Genomic DNA, 24,313 nt, shown 5'->3' on the forward strand with positions numbered 1-24,313 from the left:
ACAAAAACAGCGTCCCCAGCCTCATGTAGACCATCCAATTCTTGCACGCCGCCTTCGCCAAGGCACTCCCCACGATCCATGCCCGCCGTCTCGAAGCCCTGATGGCGGCGGTGGCCGCCCTGCTGCAAGGCCGCTGCCTGAGCCTTACCGCGCTGGGGCGCTTCCTGCCCGGCTCTGCCTGGCCCAGGCATGCGATCAAGCGGATCGACCGCCTGCTTGGCAACCGGCAGTTGCAGGCCGAGCGGGGGTTGTTCTACTGGGTCATGCTCCGCGCTCTGCTGGGCTCGCTCAGGCATCCCTTGATCCTGGTGGACTGGTCGCCGATCGATGCCGCCGGCAAGTGTTCCTGCTGCGGGCCGCGATCCCGCTGGCCGGACGCTCGCTACCGGTGTGCGAAGTCGTCCACCCGCGCGAGGGTTGCCCGCGTTGCCAGAAACGCCTGCTCGAGGTGCTCGCGGCGATGCTGCCGGCCGGCTGCACGCCCCTCCTGGTCACCGATGCCGGTTTCCGGCGGCCCTGGTTCCAGGCCGTCGAAGCCATGGGCTGGCATTACGTCGGCCGTGTACGCAATCGCGATCTGTGCCGATTCGGCGAGCAACCCTGGCAGCCGGTGAAAAGCCCGTTTCAGGGGGGCGCGGTAGGAATGGTAGTACCTGCCCCCCCGCACAGATCTGTACGTGCGGAACTACCGCATACGGCTCCTGCCTCAGGTACGTGACGCGAAGCGCTCCTCAGGGTAAGGATGTGCAATTCTGGATCTTGGTATATAGAGGTCTGCAAGGCGTCCATAACGCGACCACTGGAGCCGGTTACGCTGGCTGTGCCGTTTGAGGGCTTGCTGCCAAAGACGGCAAACCGCCACCTGAAAACCGTCAAGACGTATCAGGTTCCCGGCACAGCGTGGTAGTTGAAATATCCTCCACCCACATTGCCGAGCCATTGACCTACGATTCGGATCGGCTTATGTCGCCGGCGATTCAGTGCTATCCAGATGGCTTGCAGTGTCGTACGCATCCGCTTCTTGGGGAGCCCGCAGAATTCGGAAAAAATCGCTAAGCTCTTCCGAGCTGCCGTAGCAGCCTGAACTTCCCGCCTTCCAGCCTACGGCTCTGCCGCCAAACATAATCGCCGGTCAAGTTGATGTGCTCCCAGCCCAGCGGAGACAGGTATTGCAGCAGCTCGCTGTCGACCTTGCTCAGCGCCTGGGTGGCTCGCTCCAGGTATACCGTGTTCCACCGCACGATGGCGGCCTTCCGGGGCATCGTCAGCCTGACCCGCCGTCAGGCTCCAGGTCACGACGTTGCGATCATCCGCGGCAACCAGATGCAGCTTGGTGCTCCAGCCGCCGCGGCTGCGGCCGAGGGCTTGAGGACCGTTTTTTTGCGCGCCCGTACCATCCGGATGCACCTTCACGATGCTGGAGTCCAGGCTGATGGCCTCGATGCGGCTCTGTTGCAAAAAGTTTGGATTGCAAGGACGTTCCCACTTTCTCCATTGTCAGGCGGTTTGAGTTTCGAGATTCCGGGCGAGCAGAGCCACGGCATTCCGTTAATGCGCTCTGCCCAATCCCAAAAGCTCGTTCAACGATACGAGCTTCGCCACGGACGTCGTCGGTCAGGTTGAAAATCGCAGCCTGCCCCTTGCGTAAAGCCCGCATCACCTCGAATCCTTTGATCGTCGCATACGCGGTTTTCAGCGTCTTGAAACCTCTCATTGGCCTGATCAGTTGTTTGAGCTTGCCGTGATCGGCCTCGACCACGTTATTCAGATATTTGACCTGCCGGTACACAAGCTCTTTTGGGCACTTGCCTTCGGCCTTTAATGCCGAAATCGCGATGCCGTAGGTCGGCGCCTTGTCGGTGTTGATCGCTGTTGGCTTTTCTCACTCCTTCAAGCCGTTCAAAGCCTTGCCCAGAAATCGTTTGGCTGCTTTGGCATTGCGCGTCGGCGACAGATAGAAATCGATCGTGTTGCCGAACTTATCGACGGCGCGATACAGATATGTCCATTTACCATGGACCTTCACCTAGGTCTCATCGACGCGCCAACTCGTCGATTGCAATCGCCGCCAATGCCAACGCAACCGCTTTTCAATTTCCGGTGCGTACTTTTGGACCCAGCGATAGATCGTGGAATGATCGACGGACACACCGCGTTCGCCCATCATTTGCTCAAGGTCGCGGTAGCTTACTCCATAGCGGCAATACCAGCGCACGGCCCACAAGATCACTTCGCCTTGAAAATGACGCCACTTAAAATCGCTCATCAAAAGTCTCGCTGAAAATCACCCGCGCTCTTTCGGCGATCAACCGAATTTTTGCAACAGAGCCGCCCGCGACGTGCTTGCCAAGCGCCGCCGGCAGATCAAGATCGAGGGATTTTCGCTGGCGCATGATCGCCAATACGACCTCGGCGAGCTTCCGGCCTATACGCTTTTCGCGCAGCGTCAGATGCTCAGCCTTCGTAGGAACGAGCCAGACCACTCCTAGCCTTGGAATTTGGGTTGCTGGAAACTGGGCGACGCCCGTAGCGCCCTCGTCAAGGCGGCCGCCCTGCTTCTGGCCAAAATCGAACGAATGGATAGCCAGAAGCAGAAAGCCACGCACGCTTGAAAGCTGGGCGGGCTGAGGCCAACCCGGATCAGTGCAGCGCGTGCTGCCGGTAACAGGGCGGCGCCAGCAACGCCGACACACTGGCCCCAAACAAGTTTTCTCTGTGAACCGCTACTGAGCCTAGCGATGAAATAGCCATTGCTATCTACATTGTCCTGCCCTCATGCGAGGAGGAAGGCCGCCCACTGCTCCGCGATGCGTGACCAGAGCAGGCGGTCTTCAGTTGAGTTTTCGTACGCAGCGTGAGCCATCCTGTCTCGCAGGCCTCTGTCTGAATATAGGCGCTCCAAAGCATTGGCGAGGGAAGTGGGTGAGATTACTGCTGCCTCCAGGAAGCATCCCATGGGTTCTCGCTTTCCGACGTCAAGCAGAAGTGCTGACCCAAACCAAAGCTCGCAACAGGCGCCATGTCCCGGGACGATCTGTGCTGCACCGGTTGCGGCGTGCTCGAACGACACAAGGCCCCAGCCTTCTCCACTCGCGGTGTTAACCCCTACGTCGCAGGCATTGTAGAGAAGGTTTAGATCCCGCACCCGCAGATCGGGATGGTCGGTTACCGCAGGCGGCAACAGGAGGCGATCGCCTATGCCATGTGCCTTCGCAATCGCCTCGACATCGCAGCCTAGGCCCTTTCTCTCCGTATGCAAGTGGAGCCAGACGTCATCTTTGCCAGCTGCAAACTGAGCAAAACCGGCGATAGTAAGATTCAAACGTTTACGGGGCTGGTTGCGGCTGGCGTTCAAAACGATGAACTGCCCACTCATGTCTTTCCCGTATAGGACGCGACGCGCCTGTACGCGCCTCAGGTCGGCCGCTTGGCCACTGATGGCATTGGGAGCTGACACACCATCACATGTGGGATAGAAACTCTCCGTATCAGTGCCGTGCGGGATCACAGACAGGAACGGTTGCTCGCCGCTCGGCATCAAATAATTGAGAGCCTCAATCAAGGTATTTTTGCCGAATTCTGTATAGGCGACGATGCCATCCACCTCACGTGCCCAATGAAGGGGAGTTGGATCCATGAACGGCGCATCAACAGGGCAGTAAACAACCGTCCTCGCACTTACTCCGGAAGACCGGATGGCTCCGAGATAAACAGGCACTATCCAAGGATCTTGTAGGAGTAGGGTTACGTCCGGCCGGACCTCGCTCACCAGGTCACGAAGCCCCTCAGCCCCGTGCACGTCGTGAGGATTCGGGTTCGGGTGGATCCGCCATGGAAGATCCGGGACCGAACCCGAATAGTTTGGAGCGAAGTGGTGGACCTCAAAATAAGTGGCCAGCCACGGCAAGAGGTTATGCAGCACCCGTGCGAACCCGGTTGGCATCATCGCATGACCGACCGCAAGCAGCTTTAAACGATGCTTGCGGAGTGGTCTAGCCGTCTCGCACTTGCTTCTTCTTGCGTCAGCAGTTCCCATTGAAACTCCATTGGCCATCAGGCATGCAGATTCGTGCCGTTCCGTCGAAGCACGTCTCTTCACCCGGAAGCCACCACTGCCTCCATCCCACATCCCAGTAACACATGTTGTTATTATTTACAGGCTGGATCTGTTCGGCAGTGATTGCATTATCGTTTGTGTCCGCGGTGGCCGTCGCAATAGTGTAATGGCCCTCGCTGCCATAGGGCGGAATCAGAGGGACGGACAGGTTGGTAAGAGTGTAGTTGTGGTAGCCAACCTGTGCAGCGATATTGGCGGTGAATTTCTCGACAGCTTGGCCAGGCTGGGTTCCTTGTTGGCCAACAAGAAGATAATTCACCCGGAAGTCGTCCCCGCAATAGATGGTTGCCAACTTCTTCCAGTTGAACATAGCTGCCCCATAACCGGAAAGCCACGAAGCCATTTGAGCGTTCGGGAAATTTGAGACAGCAAGAACGGAATACACTGTCAGCGCAACGATGTAAGGTTTGTCGGACAGGCCTTGAACTGACGCGTGGAGATGATCCCACATCAGGTCGTTCCGGTTGTAATCGCCATTATAGGCAGCAGCATTCACGACCAACTGTAAGGTGTCGGGATCGAACACAGCAATTTGAGCCCCACCATACATGGCGCCAGGGGTCTGAGGCGGAAGATTACTTGGGACTGTCCGGTTTCGGATTTGTATAAGGCCGCTGTAAGAAGACGGATCAGAGAATCCTGTTCGCGAGAACTCCGCCTGAAGGTAAAGTCCCTGGTTCAGATAGATACTCAGAGCGTCGCTTACGGCCTGCTCCAATGCACCAGAGAAGAGTTGGGAGAGATCGGACAAGCGAAAACCGATGATGGCAGGAGCGGCCGTGATTGATGCCACCCACTCCTGATACGCAGGTTCAAAGTTGTCTTTGAAGGTTGGGCTGGGGCTGACCGCTTGAAGAAGGCTGGTGTCACCACCCGAAGCAGACCAGGACGTGCGGCGGTTCTCAACCCACTGTTTCGAAAGCTTATCCCAACTGAGGCTCGACTTCGCGGAAGCATCCACGAAGAGGCTCTCGAACTCCAGGCTCAAATTCGCTTCAACCTGCATGCCGTCTGACGAGTAGTCAGTGTTTGCCGCTGTGAAATAGCTAAATTCTCCTCCCACCGTTACCTGATCGATGAAGTGGGTTCCCCATTTCCGGAAAACCCGGAAGAAAAGGTGCTGGTTGGTGGCGTTGAAATTGGTCTGCACCAACATTGCTTGGACATCAGGATCCGAAGAGAAGTCGGGGCTGATGTTCGGGGAGGAAACCTCTTGCAGGAGAACGCTCCAGGTTTCGAACTGCCCTGATGCCAAACAGTACCAAAAGGTGCTCTCGCTAACAGCTTCGGCGCTGAATGCCGCACGGAACTCGCCGGAAAACCCGCGATAGGAGCCGCTGACGCCCGCTTTAGTCGCGAAGGAGCTCTGAAATTGTTGCTGCGTGCGCGTAACAACGACCTGGGCCGATTGAGTGTGGTCTCCGCTTCCCTCGGCAATCACGACATTGTTCGGCACAGTGTATTGCTGCTTGGAGAACGGGTCCGTGTAGGTTGAGCCATTTCCGCTGGGTGGAACCAGGATAGCCTTGGTCGCAGATGAGACGTCATAGGAGCCGAGAATGTTGAAACCGAACCCAAGAAGTCCGGCGCCCGGAAGGGTTTGCATAGTTTTTTACCTATAATGAATTAAAACAAATTTTTGGCCCTGCATAATAACCGTCTGTAGGGCACATTTACCTTTAAAGCAACGCTACCAAGATAACAAGTGAAGTTGGGTGAGCTTCATAGGCTGGCCTCCTCGTAGTATGATGCGCCAAGGATACCAGCGGCTGGGAGAATCTCAGCTACTCTGTGCTTTTGTCTGAAACGCTGCCGAGTTGGAAAATTTCCTTCAAGATTCCCCGCTATCGGCTTGTTGTAGACCAACCGGAAAAACTATTGTTTGGGGAAACTCTGAAAAAGCCCCTTCTTCCCCAAAGAGATACCCCTAGCGTGGTGAGTCTCAATTAAAAGCATAAGTCTGATCTATCGTGGTGCTGAGTATTGCTCCGGCAATTCAATATGACACTCATGCAGCAAAATATTTTCTTTTAAGATAACTTGCGAGTGCTTTGTGTTTGTCTTTTCGTGCTGCCGATTAATAATTTAGCTCGACGGCAAGCATAGCCATAAATACAGGGCGTTCAGCCGTTCAGATTGTGTTACACCGCAGCAAAACTCAGAACAATAATTAATCAAACTTGAGATTCACCACACTAGTTGTATCTGTCCCTGTGACCGTGCCTTGGCAAAAGCGAGAGCTTTGTAGTTTTGGATCATCCAAGCGCTCGAGCGGGCCTGCCATGCGTAACCGTCAAGTTGACGGTCATCGTCAATCGCGATCACCTGCAGAATAGAGGGCGCGGTCTCGCAACCCACCAAATGAACGAGCTGCGTGATTTACGATTGAGAGAAATTTACTATACTTAGTGTCTCTCCTTGGCAAAAGTGTTCTTGGCATGTGTAGCTGCTGGCCGAGCCGGCTTCGGCTCAAAAGGAAAACGGCTGGAGGAGGGAATGTGGCCTTCTCGCGACTCGGTACAGTGGTACGACCGTGAGATTCATCGCTCCTAGCGGCGGTTAAGCTTGGAATCGGAAGGGCTCGTCATGCCGTTGTGCCAATGAGGCGCTCGATGTTCTCCTTTTCTCTCCTCGCATTGAATGTAGCAAGCCATATCGGATCGACCTTGATAATTCATGCGATTCGCGCCGGAAGATACCAAGGCCGGCTCTGTCCCAATAAGAACGACCGAGAGCCCAGAAGGGACATAGCGCTCTGGGATTATCCTGCCAAAGAATAAAATTGCTGCGCGGGCGATAGGCGAATGCTGCCCTCGAAGTGCATTTGTCCTTTGGCAATGGCGTGCATGATTTCAATCCCGGCCAGGATGAAGCGGACGCAGCGGAAGCGCTTGAAGCCGAGCATGGGCCGAACAATCCGCTTGATCGCTCGAGGGGCTTGCTCGACAAGGTTGTTCAGGTACTTGGCCTGGCGGATCCTGATCGGTGTGTCACGCCCAGTGTTGATGGCCTGCAGCGCAGCCCTGCTTGCCCCGCTTTTGTCGATCGTTATGGTCTCTGGCTCGCCCTGGCAAGCAATCGCACAGACAAGGAAGCGTCGAGCGGCTGCCTTGTCGTGTTTGGCGCGGAGCAGAACGTCTACAGTGTTGCCTGCTATATCGACGGCCTGGTACCAGTACTTCCATTGCCCACGGACCCTGAGTGATCCCCAGAAACTTTCCAAGAAAATCAATTGGGTAGGGCTTGAAGAGGCCTGCATGGGCGGGCACGTTGGTTGTCGCCAAACTGACCGATGTCCCCCTACCCATGCAGACCGTCCAATTCTTGCACGATGCCTTCGCCAAGGCACTCCCCACGATCCATGCCCGCCGTCTCGAAGCCCTGATGGCCGCAGTGGCCGCCCTGCTGCAAGGCCGCTGCCTGAGCCTGACCGCGCTGGGGCGCTTCCTGCCCGGCTCTGCCTGGCCCAAGCATGCGATCAAGCGGGTCGACTGCCTGCTCGGCAACCGGCAGTTGCAGGCCGAGCGGGGGGTGTTCTACTGGGCCATGCTCCGCGCCCTGCTGGGGTCGCTCGAGCATCCGTCGATCCTGGTGGACTGGTCGCCAATCGATGCCGCCGGCACGCTGTTCCTGCTGCGCGCCGCGATCCCGCTGGCCGGGCGTTCGCTGCCGGTCTGTGAAGTCGTCCATCCGCGCGAGGGCTGCCCGCGTTGCCAGAAACGCCTGCTCGAGGCGCTCGCGGCGATGCTGCCAGCCGGCTGCACGCCCATCCTGGTCACCGATGCCGGTTTCCGGCGGCCCTGGTTCCAGGCCGTCGAAGCCATGGGTTGGCATTAGGTCGGCCGTGTGCGCAATCGCGACCTGTGCCGATTCGCCGAGCAGCCCTGGCAGCCAGTGAAAAGCCTGTACGCCCTGGCCTCGGCATCGCCGAAACGGCTCGGTGGCCTCGAAATGACGCGCTCGGCGCCCTGGTCCACCCAACTCTACGCGGTAAAGCATGCGCCACGGGGGCGCAAGCACCGGCGTATCACCGGAACCGTGGCCCGGGATAAACGCAGCCGGCAAAACGCACAGCGCGAAAGCGAGCCCTGGCTGCTGGCCAGCAACCTGCCCGAGGCGCAGTGGAATGCCGCGCGGGTCGCAGCGATTTACAAGCGGCGCATGCAGATCGAGGAAGGTTTCCGCGACCTGAAAAGCCATCGGCTGGGGCTGTGGCGGCTGGGACTGGAGTATGCACGCACTTGAGACATTTCCCGAGAGAGGCTGCGGGAGCTGGAGTTGGCCCTGCGGCAGGAGGTCCACCGGCAAGCGCGGGAACTGCGGTGATTTTGTGGGGATCACTCAGCCACGGACCTTGATGTAGGTCTCGTCCATGCGCTAACTCGTGCTGACCGCCTGCTGACGTCGATAAAACGTCTTTTCCAGCGCGGGTAGCCGCTTGAGTGCCCAGCGATGCAGCGTCGAGTGGTCGACCGACACGTCGCGCTCGGCCATCATTTCCTCGAGATGTTGCAGGCTCAATGGGTAGGCGACGTAGCAGCGCACGCAGGTAAGCATGACCTCAAGCGGATAATGCAAACGTGCTTGAGCACGCGGGCTAGCGCTCAGCTTACCAGACGGCGCTATTGCGACAGATCTTTGTTGGTGCACATAAAACTCACGCAGGCCAGGACCGCACGGGCTGAACCGCCCCGGGAATTCCGGAGGCTCATTGGTGTGAGTCACGCCACCATGGCGGACTCGTCGAGTTGGCGATAATAAGCCGCTTCGGCCTCGGCCGGAGGTACGTTGCCGATCGGCTCCAGCAGCCGCCGGTGGTTGAACCAGTCCACCCAGGCCAGCGTGGCCAGTTCCACCGCCTCGCGGTTCTTCCAGGACTGGCGATGGATCACCTCGGCCTTGTAGAGTCCGTTGATGGTCTCGGCCAGGGCATTGTCATAAGAGTCGCCCACGCTACCTACGGACGGCTCGATACCAGCCTCGGCCAGGCGCTCGGTATAGCGGATCGATACGTACTGCACCCCGCGATCGCTATGGTGGATCAGCCCAGCGTGGCTGGCGGGTCGACGTACATACAGGGCCTGATCCAGCGCATCCAGCACGAACTCGGTAAGGGCCGAGCTGGACACCCTCCAGCCGACGATGCGCCGGGCGAACACGTCGATGACAAAAGCGACATAGACGAAGCCCTGCCAAGTGGAGACATACGTGAAGTCCGACACCCACAGCGCGTTCGGACGCTCGGCTCGGAACTGCCGATTCACCCGGTCCAGCGGACAGGACGCAGCCTTGTCGCTGACCGTAGTCTTGACCGGCTTGCCGCGTACCGCGCCGTGCAGCCTCATCTGCCGCATCAGGCGTTCCACCGTGCAGCGGGCCACGGCAATGCCTTCGCGCCGCAACTGCCGCCAGACCTTGCGTGCCCCGTAGACCTGGAAGTTCTCCTCCCAGACCCGCTGGATATGCCTGCGCAGATGCCCGTCACGCTGCGCACGGAGCGATAGCCGGCTGGGCTCGGTGCGCCGAGCGGCATGTTGGCGGTACGTCGATGGGGCGATCGGCAATACCTTGCAGATCGGCTCGACCCCGTAAAGCTCGCGGTGCTCATCGATGAATGCCTTCATGGCTTGAAGCGGCGGTCGAGCTCCGCCTGGGCAAAATAGGCTGAGGCCTTGCGCAGGATCTCGTTGGCTTGGCGCAGCTCACGCACCTCCCGCTCGAGCGCCTTGATCCGTTCACGCTCTGGCGTCGTCTATCCCTCACGCAGTCCAGTATCGCGCTCGGCCTGTCTCACCCAGCGGCGCAGCGTCTCGGCTGTGCAGCCGATCTTCGCAGCGATGGAATTAATCGCCGCCCACTGCGACTCGTGCTCGTCCTGATGCTCGAGCACCATACGAACCGCCCGCTGCCGGACTTCAGGGGAATACTTCGTTGCTGTCTTCATGGCTCCATCCTCTCAAGAGTTGGAGCCTCCGGGAAACCCGGGGCGGTTCACTTCACCCTGCACCTCACGGTGCAACGTGCATGACTTGGGGCTTGGTTGATTCGCCATTTCTTACCAGTATCGAACTTTCATCGACCAACCGGGCGCGCAACCGGGTAAAGATCCTGTACTGGGGTGTGTCACGAACGCTGGCGTCAGCCAGCGATGCTGTATCAAAGATAGGAGTAGGCCTCCCGGAATCTGCTTGCAGGAGCTGGCTCCAACGGGCAGGAGCCCTACGCCTGGCTGCGCCACGTCCTCGAACGCCTGCCGGCAGCGCAAGGCGTCGAAGACTACGAGGCGCTGCTGCTGTGGAACTGCACTCCAACGGCGCCACTGTAAAAGACCGGAACCTGCGCCTGAAACTGCTTAAGATCACTCAGGATCGGAAGAGATATTTTCTGTCGAGAAAGTTTGCACCAGCGGGAAAGTTTTCTGCGGAGTTCAATAATAACTGCGGGGGCTGAGCAAACAAGAAAGTTGGGTTTTCTCATCAGCCCCCAAAACTAAACTCGCACGGACAGCGAGGGCTTTAAAATGAATCCAATCCTCATTAATAGTTACTCAAGCTCGGGTTTTGCCAGTCGTCTGAAGGCCTATATTTATGGTTCTTGCTACACTCCGCATGATATTTCCATCGGTACGGGTATTCCCGAGAAGTTGCTCGCCAACTACGCCAATGGTTCAACTCAACCCTTTCTCTCAGATATCGAAAAGATTGCCCGATTTGTCCAGGTCAATCCGGCCTGGCTCGCCTTCCGTATCGGTGAGAGGAAACTTCCAAACGAGGCAGAGTTAATCTTTCCGTATCGAGAAGAGGCCAGCCTGAGTACCGAGCAGTTGGAAGATAAATCTCGCCAGGCTGGAAAAAGCGAGCATCCGCTATTCAACAAGACGACTTGGGCATTCTCCATTAGCGAGGAGGACACGGTGCTCGACTACTGGGCCTGGGTGGCGCTTCGCATCGGCCGCGCCCTCGGCCAATGCCCATCACACTGATCGGGAGGCCTACACCTTCCCCTGGCTGGGAGCCCTGCTTGCACCGGCATCGCCGGGGGAATTTTACTGTGGGGAAACCTGTGGGGCTGGCCTGCAGGTATCGGGTAGAGTTCCTAATTACTGCGGTCTACAGGCGATTTGTACGAGGATAAACGATCTGCATACAGTACGCTGTAATCTGTGCCAGCCACCCGTAGATTTCCCCTGCGAACCCGCTACACCGATGCCATCGCCCACCAGCCCGGTTGAAACGCCATGAGCAAACTGACGCCGAAACTCGTCAAGGAAACCACCACGCCCGGCACCTACCAGGATGGCCGGGGACTGTTCCTGAAAATCACCGCCAGCGGGACGAAAAGCTGGGTGTTCCGCTACAGCTTCCAGAGTGACCGCCGCGATATGGGGCTGGGTTCCTTCCCGGCGGTCTCGCTGCGCGATGCCCGACTGGCCGCGGATAAAGCGCGCCTGGAATTGGCCCAGGGCCTCGACCCGCTCGGCAAGCGTCACCAGCTGCAGCACGAGGCACGGGCGAACCGGCGCAAGGGCACGACCTTCAGGGCCGAGGCCGAGCTGTTCCTCCGCACCCATGCCCCGTCCTGGAGCCCACGCCATGCGGTGCAATGGCGCAACAGCCTGAGCACCCACGTCTACCCGCGGATCGGCGAGCTGCCGGTGGAACAGATCGACACCGACCAGGTGCTCGATGTGCTGGCGCCAATCTGGTCGACGACGCCGGTCACTGCCACTCGGGTGCGCAACCGCATCGAGCTGATCCTCGATGCCGCCAAGGCTCGACAGCTGCGCACGGGGGAGAACCCGGCGCGCTGGCGTGGCCACCTCGACAAGCTCCTGCCGCGCCACAAGCGCAGCACCCTGCCGTTCCCGGCCCTGCCGGCCGAGCAGGTGCCGGCGCTACTGCACCAGCTCGACCGGCTGCCGGGCCTGGCAGCCCGTGCCTGTGAACTGCTGATCCTCACGGCGACCCGCAGCGGCGAGGTGTGCGGCGCCCGCTGGGAGGAGTTCGATCGGGAGGCCAGGATCTGGACCATCCCGGCGCAGCGGATGAAGGCCAAGCGCGCTCACCGGGTACCGCTCACCGAGGCCATGCTCGAGGTCCTGGAGCAGGTGCTGGACAATCACCGGGAGTATGTGTTTCCCAATGCGCGGCGCAGCGGCCCCCTGCCGAGCAATGCCTTGCGCCGCGTGCTCGATGCCGCCGGGGCCGAGAATTGCGTGCCCCACGGCTTCCGCTCGACCTTCCGGACCTGGGCCGCCGAGCAGACCAACCATCCGCGAGAGGTCTGCGAGATGGCGCTGGCGCACACGCTGGAGAGCAAGGTGGAAGCGGCCTACAACCGCGGCGATCTGCTCGACAAGCGCCGGACGCTGATGGAGGAGTGGTCCGCCTTCCTGGGCACCTTCGAGCGCGAGGTGGTGTTCAAGTCACTGTCGGTATCGGAGCCCGCCGGCGGCGAGTAAGGACAATCTTTCCCGCCGGGCAGGCTCATTGCCCAGGCGCAAGCCACTTTAAGCCCGCCCTCCGGGCCGGGCAAGCGACAGCCGATTTGGGTTCTCCCGAGACCATAGCAGCGTGAAGGCCTGCAGCAAGTGGCTGCCCATCACGAGGAATCGAAACCATGTACCTGATCACCGAATCTGGCCGGAACGATAAGGCCCTCTACGATCCTGCCCTACTGGCGTTCCAGCACGAGGGCGTCGAGATCCGCAATCCCTACCGCTCCCCCTGCAGCTGCTTCGAGGCGGACCCTATGGCCGCCTATGGCTTCAAGAAGGTCTAGAGCGTGTTATGAACTTTGAAGAAGAGATGCGGCATTGCCGAGCATGAGGATGGTGAAGACGACGAAGTGCAAGCCAGCCAAGTTTCCGGTAGGCGCTCGTAGTCGCGAGCCAGGCGCCGGAACCGATTGACCCAGCCGAAGCTGCGCTCCACGACCCAGCGGCGCGGCAGAAGCACGAAGCCTTTCTTGGCTTCAGACAGTTTCACCACGTGCAGTTGGATGCCTTCTTCCTGGGCCGCTTGCGCCGGATCATGACCGGTGTAGCCCTGGTCCACGAAGGCGAGCTTCACCGTCTGGCCCGTGGCCTGCTGGACTTGCTGTGCCAGCGATCGCACCTGGGCACGCTCCTGCTCATTGGCTGGTGTGACGTGGACCGCCAGCAGGTGGCCGAGCGTGTCCACCGCCATGTGCACCTTGCTGCCCTTCTTACGTTTATAGCCGTCATAACCGGCTCGTGGCCCGCTCTCGCAAGTGGACTGCAAGGTGCGGCCGTCCAGGATCACGGCGCTGGGTTGGCCCTGCTTGCCTTGAGCGACACGCAACACCGAGCGCAGATCGTTGACCATGGCTTCGAAGCAGCCGGCCTGCAGCCACCGTTGAGTCTGTTGGTAAACCGCCTCCCACGGCGGAAAGTCGTTGGGAATCAGTCGCCAGGGAGCACCAGCCCGGGCCATCCAGCGCAACGCGTTGAACATCAGGCGCAGATCGTACCTGCGCTGCGGCGCTCGCGGATCCATCAGGGTCAGGTAGGGCGCAGCGAAGGCCCATTCTTCATCAGAAACGTCTGTCGGGTAAGGGCGTGCGGGCTTCATCCAACTACGATAGCTTCACCGGCACCAAGTTCATAACACGCTCTAGACCGGCGGCAACTGCACGGCGCTGGATCTGCCCCTGCCGGACGGAAGCATACTGCGCCTCACCAACGAAGACGGCCTCTGCATTCCCGATCCGGACGAGTGGAAAGCGTAATCATCGGCCGCCTGAGCAGCGATCACGCCGAAATCGCCTGGTGCGTACTGGGGGAGGTCCCCCTGACGACTGGCCGGTGACAAGCAGCCGCCACCCAGCTATCCCGTCAGCAACTCCGAGGAAACCTGTCATGCAATTCAAGCGCGAAGAGTGCCACGAGGCGATCAATTACACCTCCCGCAAGCAGGCCGCTTTCAATTGCAAGCAGCTCCGCGAACAACAGTCTATGCCGCTGTTCGCCGATCAGATCGCCCAGGAGCAGCACTCCTGGGACGCAGAAAAGCGGCTCAGAGACGAGCGAAACCAACGCTGTGAGCAGAGGATGCGTGACCTGTATGCAAGGCAGTGGTGCAAGGTTCGCAAGGATTACTACGCACTGGCGCCCGCGCTTCAGGCGCAATGCAAGGCCCGATGGCATGCCTTCTGGGGGCCGAAAACCCCCGCCAACCTGGCCTATTTCGTCGACCAACTGAATGGGGCGTTGGCGGCCAGAACTGCTGCCGGCGAGGCTCAAACCCAACGGATACGCCAGAAGATCCTGGCCTACGCACAAACCCAAACCTCTTTCGAGTGACTCCCCTTCTGGGCTGGCGCTTGCCGGCCCAATCAACCGAGCAATTTCGGGGTATTCGGGAAATCCTGTTGTTGGATTCGTTCGCGAATATCCTTCGCTTCCACCTCAGCCGTGATGCTGCAGGTACTCGCTCAGCGCTTGTCGGGTGAGGTCGTTCAGGCTCATGCGATGCCGATTGGCCGCCACGCTTGCTGCCAGATGCAGATCGTGGCCGATCCGCACATTGAATGAGCCCTTGCAGGGAACTTCCGGCTTTTGCCCCTGCTCTTGGCAGGTGGCCAGGTAGTCGTTCACTGCTTCGCGGAAGGCGGCCTGCAACTTGGCCACCGTCTCGCCTTCGTAGTTGACCAGCGCGCGAATGAAGAGCAGCTTGCCGAACAGGCAGTTGTCCTCGGTGCTGGCTTCGATGGAGCCGTAGTAGCCCCGGTGTTGCAGCAAGTTGTTCACGGGACAGTCCCCCAACCTTGAGATGCTCGATTATCTGGCGTCGGACGTATGTCTTCAGCTCGTTGCCTGGGGGCGGCCTGTGCAGGTTTATCAGCGCCTGCGGGTCGCCGTTGTCGAACTTGACCCGGCTCCCGGTGCCCTCCAGCTGCCGATAGCCCAGCCAGCTCAGCAGCGTCACCAGCTCCTGCCAGGTAAAGCTGGCTCGCTCGTTGAGCAGCTTGGCCAGCAGTTTTTTCGTTCTTGGACATGGCGCCTACTATTGCAACTAAAAATAGTTGCAACACCGGTGCTCGTCAACAGCCCGCAGCCGTGCGGGCTGTTTAGGAGGTCCGATCGGGACAGACGCAACCAGTCCTGATCAAGGCACCGCTTCTGCGGTGGCTGGCGGATGCGAGCAACAGCTTTCCCCGGATACCCCAATTTCGTTGCGGGTGCGCCCCATGGGCTCGAGCCCTGCCGGGCTGGGCACAGCCGTCCACGACGTGCTTGCCGAAGACCGCCGGCAGATCGAAGAGCAGATGCCGGCATTGGGCGTGCCGATTTCACCTTTAATTGTTTGTTTATTTGTTATCTATGCCGAGCACAACCTCAGCCGATTGGAGAGCGATCGCCATGCGCCCCGCCGATCAGGACACCAGCCGCAACGTCACCGGCTTCGCCTTGCGGCAAAGGGTCGGCGGCGGCAACCCCACCCGACTGAAACAGGGCTGGGATGATCACCTGGCCCGTTCGTCCGTCGCCGAGGCCAAGCCGGTGGCCGAACTGCCGATGGAGGTGGCCGAGGAACTGGCGACCGTCACCCGGGTGCTGACCGAGCGCCTGGCGACCCTGGCGGTCGAGCTGAACGACAAGGCGGTGAAGGCGGCCGAACGGCGGGTAGGCGAGGTGGTCCGGGCCGCCGGCGAGCAGCGCGAACAGGCCGAGTGGGAGCTAGCCGACGCGGCGCAGACCGTCGAGGACCTGGAACACCAGTTGGACGGCGCAAAGGGCGAGCTGGCGGCGACCTAGGCGCAGTTGACGGAGGGGCTTGTGCAACGCCAGAGCTAGGCTGTCGAGCTGGCCCAGCTCCAGGAGCGTCTGAGCGCCACCAAACAGGCGGTCCGAATGGCCCGCGAGCAGTACACCGCCGAGCTGAAGCAGCTGCGGGACGAACTGGCGAAGGCTCAGGCCAGAGGCGAGGAGGCGGCCCAGATGCGTAGCGAACTCGAGCGCACCACGATAATTCCCGGCCACTGGACTTGAGACAACCCAGCGGTCGTTCACCTCAAAGGATCACCACTCCTTCTGTCTATCCCGATAAACCCAGCCGATATTTTCTGCCTCGATCCGGTATAGCTGGCAGCCGGGTGACGAAGGGTCAACCGGATACTGAAGCGAATGCTTTGGCGATGATGTCGATGACCGCACGGACCCTGGCCGTATGGCGCACGTCCTTGTGGGTCACCAGCCAGATGTCGTAGGGCGGGCATTCGCGCGCGGGCCACAGACGCACCAGGCCGTCGGCCGCGCCGAACGGTAGCGGGATCTCGCCGATGCCCAGGCCGTTGACCAGCGCGCGGCGTACTAGCAAGCCAGAGGTGCAGGTCATGGCGATGCGGCCATGGGTAATCGGTTCGGACCCCAGCGTCACCTCCTTGCCGCTGTCCAGATACGGCTGATAGAGCACTAGGTCATGCCCGGCGAACGCCGTGCCGGGCTCGGGCACACCGCGGGCTTGCACGTAGTCCGCCGAGGCGAAGATGGCACTGCTCCAGCGCGCGACGCGGCGCACGATCAGATCGGGATTCTCCGGCTTGAGGGTGCGCACCGCGATGTCCGCTTCGCGCTTGCTCAGGTTGAGCATCTGGGTCGAGGCCTGCAGTTGCACCTCGATGCCGGGCTGCGCCCGGTGCAGACGGGCGATCGCCGGGATGACGAAGTCGATGGCGAACGAGTCAGTGGTGGTGACCCGCACTACGCCGCTCATGCGGTCGTCCATGCCAAGGATCTGCCGCTGCAGCTCGGCGGCCGAGGCCTCCATGTTCAGCGCTGCGGCCATCGCCACTTCGCCAGCGGCCGTCAAGCTGTAGCCGCCGGAGGTGCGCAGGAAAAGGGTAGCGCCCAGGGCGTGCTCCAGGGAGGCCAGACGGCGCCCGACGGTGGCCTGGTCGACGCCCAGCGACCGGGCCGCGCTCCGCAAGGTCTGCTCGCGGCACAGGGCGAGAAAGATCCGCGTATCGTCCCAGTTCATGTCGATCCCCCTGTGATGCAAATCTGCATCTGTACGAATGAAACTCGCTGCATTATTTCACTGCTCGGCGCTTCTATGATTCCCCCCATCGCTACCGAACAGCGCTTCTCGACAGACGCAAGGGGTCATCATGAATGCCGAATGCTCCAGCTTCACAGCCAACCGCACCTCCCCATGGCTACCGATCTGGGCCGGCCTGTGCGCCAGCCTGGTCGGCATTGGCCTCGCCCGCTTCGCCTACACCCCCTTGGTGTCCGCGCTGATCGACGCGCACTGGTTCTCCCCGTCGGCAGTTGTCTACCTGGGGGCGGCCAATCTCGCCGGCTACCTCATCGGAGCGCTGGGAGGACGGCCGCTCGCCGCCCGCGCGTCGAGCACCGGGGTGCTGCGCGCCATGATGGTACTAGTGGCCCTGTCGTTCTTCGCCTGCGCCGTACCACTGTCCATGGCCTGGTTTTTCGGCTGGCGGCTGCTGTCCGGCATCGCCGGCGGAGTGATCATGGTACTCGCGGCAAGCGCCATCCTGCCGCATGTCGCGCCGAACCGTCGCGGCCTGGCCAGCGGTGCAATCTTCCTCGGCGTCGGCCTGGGCATCGCCGGCTCGGGCAGCCTGGTGCCGTTCCTGCTCTCCTTCGGCCTGTCGCAGGCCTGGCTGGGTCTGGGCGGGGTGGCGCTGCTGCTGACCGCCACCAGTTGGTTCGGCTGGCCTCAGGAGAGCCCGCATGCGCCGGCCAGCTCGAGCGCCGCCGACATGCGTAGCTCGGCGGGCCTCTACGTGCTGTTCGCCCAGTACGCCCTGATGGCCGCCGGGCTGGTGGCACCGATGATGTTCCTGGTCGATTACGTCAGCCGCGGCCTCGGTGCCGGCAACCACAGCGGCGCGCTGATCTGGACGCTGTACGGGGTGGGCGCCATCGTCGGGCCGGTGGTGTACGGTTTCCTGGCCGACCGCCTGGGCGCGCTCTCGGCAATCCGCCTGGTATTGCTGACCCAGGCCGGCGCTCTCGCGGTACTGGTGACGGTCGCCGACCTGCGCCTGCTGGCCGTCGTGGCGCTGGTGATCGGATCGTTTCCGCCTGGCATAGTGCCGCTGGCGCTGGCCCGCGTACACCAACTGGTTGCCGACCACCACCAGCAGAACGCCACCTGGAGCCGTGCCACCGTGTCCTTCGCGAGCTTCCAGGCCCTGGCCGGCTACGCCTATTCGGCGCTATTCTCCGCCAGCCATGGCCAGTACGCGCTGCTGTTCTCCGTCGCCATGGGCGCGATTGGCCTGGCCCTTGTCTTGGATCTGCTGCTGGTGTTCAAGGAAATATTCCGCCCCTCCACTGGAGCCGACGTGGCACCGGAGGCATAGGAGGGCGTTCTGCCGCCATTTTCCGGCCTCGCCCTTGTTTCCAAGTCAGTCCGGAGCCAATGATGCACCGGTGCTCGCCCCCTACCGAATCGAGCCGAAAAATATCGGCTCGGTTTATTGGGCCACATGAACGCTTCAATACGCATTGGCTTCAATACTTCATTACTTCAACGCGTGAGCGCTTCAACACTTCAATATCATGGGGTCGCAGCCAGAGTGGTAACCGACCTTTCTCGCCCGCCTGGCCCTTTCTGTTCAAGCCCGTCCTTCCCATCCAGGGATGCATGTCCCCGGCTGGGCGCCAGCACTCAATGCAGGGTGAGCGCCGGCAGGGAATCAGTTCAGGGCGTCTTTCAGGCCCTTGCCTGGCTTGAAGCCCGGCAGCTTGGCGGCAGCGATCTGGATCGCGGTCCCTATCTGCGGGTTGCGACCTTCGCGGGCGGCGCGCTTCTTCACCTCGAAGGTTACCGTCGGCCTGCGGCTGGATGGCCTGAGCGCACCGCTGGTGCTCGATGGCGCCATGAACGGCCCGGTCTTTTTGGCCTATGTCGGGCAGGTTCTGGTACCCGAGCTGATGCCCGGCGATATCGTGGTGATGGACAACCCGCCGGCCCACAAGGTGGCGGGGGTACGCCAGGCCATCGAAGGCGCAGGAGCTACACTGCGCTACCTGCCACCCTATAGCCCCGACCTGAACCTGATCGAGATGGCCTTCCCCAAGTTCAAGGCACTGCTGAGAAAGGCGGCGGCGCAGACCGTGCCGCAGCTGTGGCAGAGCATTGGCGAGGCGATCGGGCAGTTCTCTGCACAGGACTGCAGGCACTCCTTCGAGGCCGCCGGATATGAATCGGGGTAAGGTAAAAATGCTCTAGCTCGCGCAACCGGATATCAAGGCGAGCTTGCCGGTCTGCCAGCCATTCCTCCGGCCGCAATGGCACGGCGAGACGGCTGCTTTCTGCCACGGCTTGCGCCGGAACGAGTGCGTGTTTCAGATCGCCATAGCGCCGGGATCTGGCCAGCCAAACATCCCCAGAGCGGAATGCATCGCGCAGATGAAACAGCACCGCGATCTCCCAGAGGCGAGTGTCGCCAGCCGTTTGGGCACGAAGATGACGATGCCACTTCGAGCTTGGCCGCAGGAAGCCCAGTATGCACGGCATCGTTCGAACCGATGCGCAGGGCCGTTACCGCTTCCAAAAGCGGCAACGCGACTGGCGCAGCCCGGAGATCAAGCAGTCGCAGCATGCGAGGAGCGTATCGGTAGCCGTCGAGCACATGATTGAGCAGATCGTCCGCTATGGTGGCGGTCAGCCTGGTTGCCATCGCAACTAGGGTTTTGAAGCCATCCCAACCTGATCCACTCGCAATGACGTCGTCCAGCGGCTGGCCATCATCCTGCGCATCGACCAAGGCTCCACCGATTTGCGCGAAAGATTTCAAAGTGTCGCGCACTGCGCTCGCTTCTTCAGCGACTCTCGCCTGGCAAATCCGTTCCGACGCCCGGTAGAGACGGCCAACGATCCGGTCATGGGTTTCGACCACAGCATCGGCGAGCATCGCCTGCCATTCCGATGCGCAAACGGCCAGAATTGCAAGCCGCCTGTCCCCCGGGAGATCACGCATGCCGTCGGCATAATACCGCTCGCCCTGCCTGCGCAAGCGTGTCACCCGATGGGCAGGAACGCTGGCCAGCAGATCCTCGGGGAGATCGACACATTGCAGGTATTCAAGCCGATCGAGCAGCCGCTTGGCCGACGAAGAGTTTGAGCCCGGCTCGAACTGCCGCAGCCACACGAAGCGAGTCACCCGACCGTCAGCCGTCTCCTCGAGCAATGCCAGTAACTGTTCCAGAGTCGGCATCGATAAGCGACTGGCGATCCTCGTCTCGATCCGCCGCTCGGCATCGACCAGAGCCGCGGCGCAAAGCCGCTCGATCGTGGATGTCGCAGGAAGAACCGTGCGGGTGCGACGGCACTCAGCCACAAAGCGGCGGGCAATGTCCTCATTCGATACCGCCAACTCGGCTTCTCGAAACAACCATTCCTTCAGTTCGCACGCGCTACGGCCGGAGAAGGTGCGGAAGCCGTAGAGCATCCGCAACTCGGCAAGATGCTCGTGCCGTGTCTCCTCGCGTGCGGCATAGTCAACGAGATCGTCGGCATGCAGGCCAAGCTGCGCTCCGATAAATTCGACGACCTCTGCGGGAATCAGCTCGCCCGATGCCAGCACTCGACCGGGATAGCGCAGAACGCACAATTGCAGGGCGAAGCCGAACCTGTTGTGGGCGCGCCGCCGCTGCCTGATATGCCCGAGATCGTCATCGCTTAGCGTATAGTGTTTGAGCAAGTCCGCCTGTGAGGTTGGCAGGCGCAACAGCGCATCCTTCTGTCGATCGGTTAGAGTGACGCGGCGCGGCATCCATGCTCCTTTTTCAAAATTGAATTAGATGGCATTCAAGACGCTTTGTTTATGAAGCTGGTTAAGATACGTGTTCAGCGAACAAAGCATTCGCAGCCAGCGCTGCCGTCTCAAACCAACGTTTAAGAAACATGCTGATCGGATACGCCCGCGTCTCCAAAGCTGATGGTTCCCAGTCCCTAGACCTACAGCACGACGCCCTGCGCGCCTCTGGCGTCGAACAGGACAACATCTATGAGGATCGCGCTTCCGGTGGCTGCGATGATCGGTCCGGGCTGACCACCTGCTTCAAAGCCTTGCGCGCTGGCGATGTGCTGGTGGTCTGGAAACCCGATCGCCTTGGGCGGTCGCTCGCCCATCTGGTCAACACCGTGAAGGATCTGTCAGATCGCAATATCAGCCTGCGTGTGCTGACCGGAAAGGGTGCTCAGATCGATACCACGACCGCATCCGGCCGCATGGTGTTTGGAATCTTCGCGACCTTAGCCGAGTTCGAGCGGAATCTGATCCGAGAACGCACAATGGCCGGTCTCGCCGCCGCAAGAGCTCGCGGTCGCAAAGGCGGGCGAAAATTCTCGCTTACCAAAGCGCAGGTGCGTCTCGCGCAAGCTGCCATGTCGCAGCGCAACACTTCCGTTTCCGATCTGTGCAAGGAACTCGGGATCAAGCGCGTAACCCTCTATCGCTACGTCGGCCCAAAGGGCGAACTCAGAGACTATGGGAAGCGTGTCCTCGGCTTAGCGTAGGTTTTCGCCCCCTCCCACAAACGCCCCCAGGGCCTCAGGATGCTGTGCTGCTATGCGCAGGAGGGTCTGTGCGGCGCCGGTGGACTTCCGCCGGCCCTGCTCCCAGTCCTGCACAGTGCGTAAGCTGACGCCGAGCAGCTCGGCAAAGGCATTCTGCGACAGACCGACCTTGGCACGGGCTTCGGCGGCTGGGGTGAGTTTGACGTGGGTGATCCGCACCGCCTTGCCGGCTTTCATCAGGCGTACGGACTGGAGCAGGTCCGCCTGGAATTGCTCAAGCTCTTTATCCATCGGTGATCGCCTCTTTCAGTTGTTTCAGGAAGGCGGTGGGCAGGGTGTCGAACTTGGCCTTGGTGTAGGCGATGAGCAACCAGATCTGCCCTTCCGGTAGGGTGTTGTAGTAGATGATGCGGGTGCCACCTCGCTTGCCCATACCGGAACGGGACCAGCGCACCTTGCGCAACCCGCCACTGCCGGGAATTACATCGCCAGCCAGCGGGTTTGTCGCTAGCCAGACGATGAAGGCTTCCCGCTCACCGTCATCCCAGATCGACTCGGCGTAGCGCTTGAAGATTTCGGTTTCGATGATGGTGTACATGGCTAGATCATACGGCAATGCCGTATTGTCGACAAACTGGCCGACATCTTGGAGTTCCTCAACCCCAGGTAATCTTACTGTGTCATAGAAAATCAAGGAGAATACGTTCATCCCAACAGCCGATTGGATTCCACGAGAGAACGGATAACGGATGGAACAGCGCTTCGAAGCTTACCTTGATCATCTGTGCGATTCCCTGGGCCACGTGGACCGGCATGAAGGTCTGCGTGGGTATTGCCAGGGATTGATGTTGCCGCTGGCACGAAAGAGCGTCGAGCCGCTGGCCGCAGCAGTCGATCCCCATACCGTGCGGGCACGCCACCAGTCACTGCATCATTTCGTCGCCAAATCCGACTGGTCGGACGAGGGATTGCTCGAGCGTGTGCGGGCCTGGGTGGAGCCGGCGCTGCTGCGCGAGGGCGGCACCGAGTGCTACTGGATCGTCGACGACACGGGCTTTCCGAAGCAGGGCAAGCACTCGGTCGGTGTGGCGCGCCAGTACTGTGGCCAACTGGGCAAGCGGGACAATTGCCAGATTGCCGTGAGTCTGACGCTGGCTACCCAGAGGGCGAGTCTTCCCATGGCCTGGCGGCTGTATCTGCCCGAGGATTGGGCGGCGGATACGGCGCGGCGCACCCGGGCCGGTGTGCCGGAAGGGATTGGATTCCAGACCAAGCCCACGATTGCACTGGAACAGCTCAAGGCCGCCCTGACTGCCGGGATTGCGCGGGGTGCTGTGTTGGCCGATGCCGGCTACGGCAACGATACGGGGTTTCGCGATGGGCTGACCGAGTTGGGGCTGGTCTACGCCGTCGGCGTGCAGGGAACGACGAGCGTCTGGCCGGAAGGCAAGGCGCCTCTGCCCCCGGAACCGTGGAAGGGCGTGGGACGCAAACCCCGACTGCGGCGGCGGGATGCCGAACATCGGCCGGTCAGCGTGAAGGCGCTGGCGCTCGCTCTGCCGGCCAGTGCTTATCGTACCGTCACCTGGCGGCAGGGCAGCAACACGGCACTGTCCGGTTGCTTTGCCGCGGTTCGGGTGCGGGCGGCGCATCGCGACCAGCAGCGGACGGCCGTACGCGACGAATGGCCTGGCGTACCCCCGCCACCTTGTGGGCTGGCAGGTTGTCCATCACCACGATATCGCCGGGCGTCAGCTCGGGAACCAGGACCTGCTCGACATAGGCCAGGAAGGCCGGGCCGTTCATGGCGCCGTCGAGCACCAGCGGAGCAGTTAGCCCATCCACGCGCAGGCCGGCGGTAAAGGTCGTGGTTTTCCAGTGACCGTGAGGGACCGCGGCCAGGCAGCGCTCGCCGCGAGGGGCCCAGCCTCGTAGGCGGGCCAGGTTGGTCGCGGCGGCGGTTTCGTCGACGAAGATCAGCTTGCGCCAGTCGAAGCCGGGTTGTTCCTCGAGCCACTCCTGTCGCGCTGCCTGGACGTCCGGCCGCTGCTGCTCGGCCGCATGCGCGGTCTTTTTTTGAACGTCATGCCGTGCCGGTCGAGAAACGTCCATACCGTCGCCAGGCTGACCCGAATACCGCGCTCCCGCTCGAGGGTTGCGGCGAGCTCGGCCAGCGTCAGGTCGGGGGTTTGCTCGAGCAGGCCGAGCAGGTAGTGCGCATGGGGATCGAGCCGCAAGCCCCGGGGCTTGCCCTGTCGGCGGGCGACGAGCTCCCCGCCTTCCCGAAAGCGCCGTACCCAGACGATCGCCGTCGCCGTGCCGATGTCGAATCGCTCGGCAGCCTGCCGAGCCGACAGCCCGCCCATGGCCGCGTCGACGACGCGTCGGCGAAGATCGGCACTGTATGCTCGAGCCATTCTGGTCTCCTTGTCCGAGCGGGAGAGGAGAACCGAAATGACCAGGAAGAGCAACCCCTGTATGTCGAATTCGTATTTTCAAAAAATGCTCTAGCGTTGATTTCAAGTGGCTATCCAGCCCAGCGTACGACAAGGCTTTCGTTGGCCGAAGATAGTTTCCGGCCAGGCAGGGAAGGCAGGTCTTGCCATATCGGTCCGGTTCCTTTCGAGGAGGGAACATGAAGTTCGAGTGCATTGCCAATGCGCTGGATCTTCGG

At 60.9% G+C, this 24,313-nt stretch carries 16 protein-coding genes, 16 pseudogenes and 1 other annotated feature; of the genes and pseudogenes, 13 read left to right on the forward strand and 19 right to left on the reverse strand.

What is annotated here, in order from left to right; genetic code table 11:
- Positions 1 to 32 precede the first annotated feature (32 nt).
- A pseudogene (locus tag ACGI6K_RS22830) lies at positions 33 to 709 on the forward strand (IS4 family transposase); the annotation flags it as partial.
- Positions 710 to 1,052: 343 nt separating this feature from the next.
- On the opposite strand, the pseudogene ACGI6K_RS22835 reads toward ACGI6K_RS22830, so the two are convergent.
- The 7 genes and pseudogenes from ACGI6K_RS22835 to ACGI6K_RS22865 form a co-directional block, all read right to left on the reverse strand.
- A pseudogene (locus tag ACGI6K_RS22835) lies at positions 1,053 to 1,250 on the reverse strand (Tn3 family transposase); the annotation flags it as partial.
- A pseudogene (locus ACGI6K_RS22840) lies at positions 1,225 to 1,446 on the reverse strand (IS5-like element ISCARN85 family transposase); the annotation flags it as partial. The pseudogenes ACGI6K_RS22835 and ACGI6K_RS22840, both read right to left, overlap by 26 nt.
- Before the next feature lie 118 nt (positions 1,447 to 1,564).
- Positions 1,565 to 2,266 (reverse strand): annotated as a pseudogene (locus tag ACGI6K_RS22845) (IS6 family transposase); the annotation flags it as partial.
- Positions 2,253 to 2,606 carry a hypothetical protein gene (locus ACGI6K_RS22850; RefSeq protein WP_376948905.1) on the reverse strand — a complete coding sequence of 118 codons (354 nt, stop codon included), beginning with the start codon at positions 2,604 to 2,606 and terminating at the stop codon, positions 2,253 to 2,255. The pseudogene ACGI6K_RS22845 and the gene ACGI6K_RS22850, both read right to left, overlap by 14 nt.
- 167 nt (positions 2,607 to 2,773) lie before the next feature.
- Positions 2,774 to 3,637 carry a hypothetical protein gene (locus tag ACGI6K_RS22855; protein ID WP_376948907.1) on the reverse strand — a complete coding sequence of 288 codons (864 nt, stop codon included), beginning with the start codon at positions 3,635 to 3,637 and terminating at the stop codon, positions 2,774 to 2,776.
- 385 nt (positions 3,638 to 4,022) lie between these two features.
- The gene (locus ACGI6K_RS22860) at positions 4,023 to 5,723 is read right to left on the reverse strand and encodes an MAC/perforin domain-containing protein (protein ID WP_376948909.1); all 1,701 of its coding nucleotides are present in this window, start codon (positions 5,721 to 5,723) and stop codon (positions 4,023 to 4,025) included.
- Between the two features lie 1,155 nt (positions 5,724 to 6,878).
- Positions 6,879 to 7,319 (reverse strand): annotated as a pseudogene (locus tag ACGI6K_RS22865) (IS6 family transposase); the annotation flags it as partial.
- A 104-nt stretch (positions 7,320 to 7,423) separates the two neighbouring features.
- Between ACGI6K_RS22865 and ACGI6K_RS22870 the strand changes: the two are divergent.
- Positions 7,424 to 8,443: pseudogene (locus ACGI6K_RS22870) on the forward strand (IS4 family transposase).
- 54 nt (positions 8,444 to 8,497) lie between these two features.
- Here ACGI6K_RS22870 and ACGI6K_RS22875 read toward each other — a convergent pair.
- Both ACGI6K_RS22875 and ACGI6K_RS22880 read right to left on the reverse strand, forming a co-directional pair.
- Positions 8,498 to 8,709, reverse strand: a pseudogene (locus ACGI6K_RS22875) (IS6 family transposase); the annotation flags it as partial.
- A 129-nt stretch (positions 8,710 to 8,838) separates the two neighbouring features.
- Positions 8,839 to 10,061 (reverse strand): annotated as a pseudogene (locus tag ACGI6K_RS22880) (IS3 family transposase).
- Positions 9,667 to 9,783, reverse strand: a sequence feature (AL1L pseudoknot). (Overlaps the previous pseudogene by 117 nt.)
- Before the next feature lie 252 nt (positions 10,062 to 10,313).
- On the opposite strand from ACGI6K_RS22880, the pseudogene ACGI6K_RS22885 reads away from it, so the two are divergent.
- The 4 genes and pseudogenes from ACGI6K_RS22885 to ACGI6K_RS22900 form a co-directional block, all read left to right on the forward strand.
- Positions 10,314 to 10,442: pseudogene (locus ACGI6K_RS22885) on the forward strand (transposase domain-containing protein); the annotation flags it as partial.
- A gap of 195 nt (positions 10,443 to 10,637) precedes the next feature.
- Positions 10,638 to 11,099 (forward strand): hypothetical protein, encoded by a 462-nt coding sequence (locus ACGI6K_RS22890; RefSeq protein WP_376946411.1) that lies wholly within the window; start codon positions 10,638 to 10,640, stop codon positions 11,097 to 11,099.
- 255 nt (positions 11,100 to 11,354) lie between these two features.
- Positions 11,355 to 12,578: a tyrosine-type recombinase/integrase gene (locus ACGI6K_RS22895; protein ID WP_376946409.1), complete on the forward strand. Its 1,224-nt coding sequence runs from the start codon at positions 11,355 to 11,357 to the stop codon at positions 12,576 to 12,578.
- A 158-nt stretch (positions 12,579 to 12,736) separates the two neighbouring features.
- Positions 12,737 to 12,898: a hypothetical protein gene (locus ACGI6K_RS22900; protein ID WP_376946407.1), complete on the forward strand. Its 162-nt coding sequence runs from the start codon at positions 12,737 to 12,739 to the stop codon at positions 12,896 to 12,898.
- A gap of 6 nt (positions 12,899 to 12,904) precedes the next feature.
- On the opposite strand, the pseudogene ACGI6K_RS22905 reads toward ACGI6K_RS22900, so the two are convergent.
- Positions 12,905 to 13,710, reverse strand: a pseudogene (locus tag ACGI6K_RS22905) (IS5 family transposase).
- A 287-nt stretch (positions 13,711 to 13,997) separates the two neighbouring features.
- Between ACGI6K_RS22905 and ACGI6K_RS22910 the strand changes: the two are divergent.
- The gene (locus ACGI6K_RS22910; RefSeq protein ID WP_376949612.1) at positions 13,998 to 14,441 is read left to right on the forward strand and encodes a hypothetical protein; all 444 of its coding nucleotides are present in this window, start codon (positions 13,998 to 14,000) and stop codon (positions 14,439 to 14,441) included.
- 105 nt (positions 14,442 to 14,546) lie between these two features.
- On the opposite strand, the gene ACGI6K_RS22915 is transcribed toward ACGI6K_RS22910, so the two are convergent.
- On the reverse strand, positions 14,547 to 14,888 hold the full coding sequence (locus tag ACGI6K_RS22915; RefSeq protein ID WP_376949614.1) for a type II toxin-antitoxin system HicB family antitoxin: 342 nt from the start codon (positions 14,886 to 14,888) through the stop codon (positions 14,547 to 14,549).
- Positions 14,887 to 15,136: pseudogene (locus ACGI6K_RS22920) on the reverse strand (type II toxin-antitoxin system HicA family toxin); the annotation flags it as partial. The gene ACGI6K_RS22915 and the pseudogene ACGI6K_RS22920, both read right to left, overlap by 2 nt.
- 364 nt (positions 15,137 to 15,500) lie before the next feature.
- On the opposite strand from ACGI6K_RS22920, the gene ACGI6K_RS22925 reads away from it, so the two are divergent.
- On the forward strand, positions 15,501 to 15,896 hold the full coding sequence (locus ACGI6K_RS22925) for a DNA-binding protein (protein ID WP_376949616.1): 396 nt from the start codon (positions 15,501 to 15,503) through the stop codon (positions 15,894 to 15,896).
- Between the two features lie 96 nt (positions 15,897 to 15,992).
- Positions 15,993 to 16,130 carry a hypothetical protein gene (locus ACGI6K_RS22930; protein ID WP_376949618.1) on the forward strand — a complete coding sequence of 46 codons (138 nt, stop codon included), beginning with the start codon at positions 15,993 to 15,995 and terminating at the stop codon, positions 16,128 to 16,130.
- Between the two features lie 115 nt (positions 16,131 to 16,245).
- On the opposite strand, the gene ACGI6K_RS22935 is transcribed toward ACGI6K_RS22930, so the two are convergent.
- Entirely contained in the window at positions 16,246 to 17,118 is an 873-nt protein-coding gene (locus tag ACGI6K_RS22935; RefSeq protein ID WP_376949620.1) for a LysR family transcriptional regulator, read from the reverse strand.
- Positions 17,119 to 17,248: 130 nt separating this feature from the next.
- Between ACGI6K_RS22935 and ACGI6K_RS22940 the strand changes: the two genes are divergently transcribed.
- Complete coding sequence (locus tag ACGI6K_RS22940) at positions 17,249 to 18,475, forward strand: YbfB/YjiJ family MFS transporter (protein WP_376949622.1); 1,227 nt, start codon at positions 17,249 to 17,251, stop codon at positions 18,473 to 18,475.
- 336 nt (positions 18,476 to 18,811) lie between these two features.
- Here ACGI6K_RS22940 and ACGI6K_RS22945 read toward each other — a convergent pair.
- A pseudogene (locus ACGI6K_RS22945) lies at positions 18,812 to 18,940 on the reverse strand (HU family DNA-binding protein); the annotation flags it as partial.
- A 1-nt stretch (position 18,941) separates the two neighbouring features.
- On the opposite strand from ACGI6K_RS22945, the pseudogene ACGI6K_RS22950 reads away from it, so the two are divergent.
- Positions 18,942 to 19,331: pseudogene (locus ACGI6K_RS22950) on the forward strand (transposase); the annotation flags it as partial.
- Positions 19,332 to 19,365: 34 nt separating this feature from the next.
- Here ACGI6K_RS22950 and ACGI6K_RS22955 read toward each other — a convergent pair.
- A pseudogene (locus ACGI6K_RS22955) lies at positions 19,366 to 20,893 on the reverse strand (DUF4158 domain-containing protein); the annotation flags it as partial.
- 131 nt (positions 20,894 to 21,024) lie between these two features.
- Between ACGI6K_RS22955 and ACGI6K_RS22960 the strand changes: the two are divergent.
- Positions 21,025 to 21,639: a recombinase family protein gene (locus tag ACGI6K_RS22960; RefSeq protein WP_376949624.1), complete on the forward strand. Its 615-nt coding sequence runs from the start codon at positions 21,025 to 21,027 to the stop codon at positions 21,637 to 21,639.
- On the opposite strand, the gene ACGI6K_RS22965 is transcribed toward ACGI6K_RS22960, so the two are convergent.
- Both ACGI6K_RS22965 and ACGI6K_RS22970 read right to left on the reverse strand, forming a co-directional pair.
- Positions 21,631 to 21,930, reverse strand: a complete 300-nt coding sequence (locus ACGI6K_RS22965) for a helix-turn-helix domain-containing protein (RefSeq protein WP_376949626.1) — start codon at positions 21,928 to 21,930, stop codon at positions 21,631 to 21,633. The two genes, ACGI6K_RS22960 and ACGI6K_RS22965, sit on opposite strands and share 9 nt — an antisense overlap.
- Positions 21,923 to 22,237, reverse strand: a complete 315-nt coding sequence (locus tag ACGI6K_RS22970; RefSeq protein ID WP_376949628.1) for a transcriptional regulator — start codon at positions 22,235 to 22,237, stop codon at positions 21,923 to 21,925. The genes ACGI6K_RS22965 and ACGI6K_RS22970 overlap by 8 nt, the downstream gene beginning before the upstream one ends.
- Before the next feature lie 151 nt (positions 22,238 to 22,388).
- Here ACGI6K_RS22970 and ACGI6K_RS22975 point away from each other — a divergent pair.
- A pseudogene (locus ACGI6K_RS22975) lies at positions 22,389 to 23,348 on the forward strand (IS701 family transposase); the annotation flags it as partial.
- 28 nt (positions 23,349 to 23,376) lie between these two features.
- Here ACGI6K_RS22975 and ACGI6K_RS22980 read toward each other — a convergent pair.
- A pseudogene (locus ACGI6K_RS22980) lies at positions 23,377 to 23,619 on the reverse strand (transposase); the annotation flags it as partial.
- Entirely contained in the window at positions 23,616 to 24,056 is a 441-nt protein-coding gene (locus ACGI6K_RS22985; RefSeq protein ID WP_435576116.1) for a helix-turn-helix domain-containing protein, read from the reverse strand. The pseudogene ACGI6K_RS22980 and the gene ACGI6K_RS22985, both read right to left, overlap by 4 nt.
- Positions 24,057 to 24,313 lie beyond the last annotated feature (257 nt).

It is taken from the genome of Azorhizophilus paspali (assembly GCF_043587585.2).
GTDB classification, from domain to species: domain Bacteria; phylum Pseudomonadota; class Gammaproteobacteria; order Pseudomonadales; family Pseudomonadaceae; genus Azotobacter; species Azotobacter paspali.